Annotated in this window: 1 protein-coding gene; it reads right to left on the bottom strand. The window is 32.2% G+C overall.

What is annotated here, in order from left to right:
* Window positions 1–218: 218 nt before the first annotated feature.
* The coding region (locus RCF13_RS20295) for a CARDB domain-containing protein (RefSeq protein ID WP_308141527.1) at window positions 219–1,387 on the bottom strand (1,169 nt) is incomplete at its 5' end.

Below are 1,387 nucleotides of genomic sequence, written 5' to 3'. Positions count from 1 at the left end.
TTTGAAAAAATACTAATAACATAACTATTAGCAATCCTAATCCCAACCCTGATATATTACTCATTCAACTCCTCCCTTCTATAAAACTTATCTTGAATAGGCATTTTACCTATAAACCCTAAAAATTCTAATAGTAATCTCAAAAAAAATTGTAAAAAAGTTAAAAAAAGAAAAAGACGATTAAAGCGTATCGTCTTTTTCTTTTTATCCAAGCATTCTTATTCTTGATTGTTTTGTAAATTGTTATTAAATTCTTTAGCCTTATTTTTACTTACTTCTGAAGGTTTTGTACCTTTTATTCTATTAATTTCTTCTGGGCTTAACTCCAGTTTTGCCTTTTGTTTATCTCCCTTTTCTTTTCCATTATAATAATCTTTCTCTCTATCAATTATTGTTGTCTTTCCTTGCCAATTGAATCCAGGCATACCACCTGGAAATGGATTATTCGGGTCAATTGAACGAGTTATATAATCATTAAATGGAGAACCAGTAACCTCGACTTCTTCACTTGCAATACAACTTGATAAATTGTTTATTCCATAGCCTCTTGCAACTACTTTAATAGGATATTTTCCATCCTCTCTATCGAAGCTTGTATACCGTTTCGTTTCTCCTTCTGGCTTAACATATTCATCTTCATTATTGTCATTGAAGCTATTTCTCTTTACCTTTCCCGAATATTTTTGAACATATGCTTTATCTAAATCAAACATCGCTAAATATTGAGTATCATCAGAATTACTCGATTCACTTGCTTTAATCATTTTGTAACTACTGTTCATTTCATCGAAATCTTCTGGAAAATAGGAAGTAACAGTTCCCTTTCTTCCATAATTTAATGCCCCTGTTAATTCATTGATGTACTCATTCTCCACCTTAAAGGTAAAACCATAACCTGCTCTTATTTTCTTCGGTGCTAAGTCTAAAATGTGTGTTGTTAAAAATTCATAGTACTCAACTTCATATGTTATTCCATCCTCATCCGTAACTTGTCTAGTACCTGCAATTCCTATATTCATATTTTCTTCTGGGGTACAACTATTTTTGGAGATTGGAATAGAGTCATCAATTCGATAGTTTGCTTTTTTCATATTATTTGTCATATCAGCTTCTTCAAACTCTGGGGGATCGTTAATAGTTGCTTTTAACTCTCCACTTGTCACATAATTTGGAGTTGTCCAATCAAAGTATACAGTTCGCTTTTCATTAGGGTCTAAAGCAACTTTTCGTTGTCCTACTAATTTGTTATCTACATAGAAACGCACTGTAGAAACACGTTTTCCAGAAGACATTTTAGAACTACCAACTGTCACAGGCGTAATTACTCTTTGATTTGGAGCATATACTCCACCTCTAACCGATTCAACGTACATATCATTTACTACAC

It is taken from the genome of Stenotrophomonas maltophilia group sp. RNC7 (genome assembly GCF_030910085.1).
GTDB classification, from domain to species: Bacteria; Pseudomonadota; Gammaproteobacteria; order Xanthomonadales; family Xanthomonadaceae; genus Stenotrophomonas; species Stenotrophomonas sepilia.
Note: the sequence above shows the minus strand (reverse complement) of the source record. Positions and strands in the feature narration are given on the sequence as shown.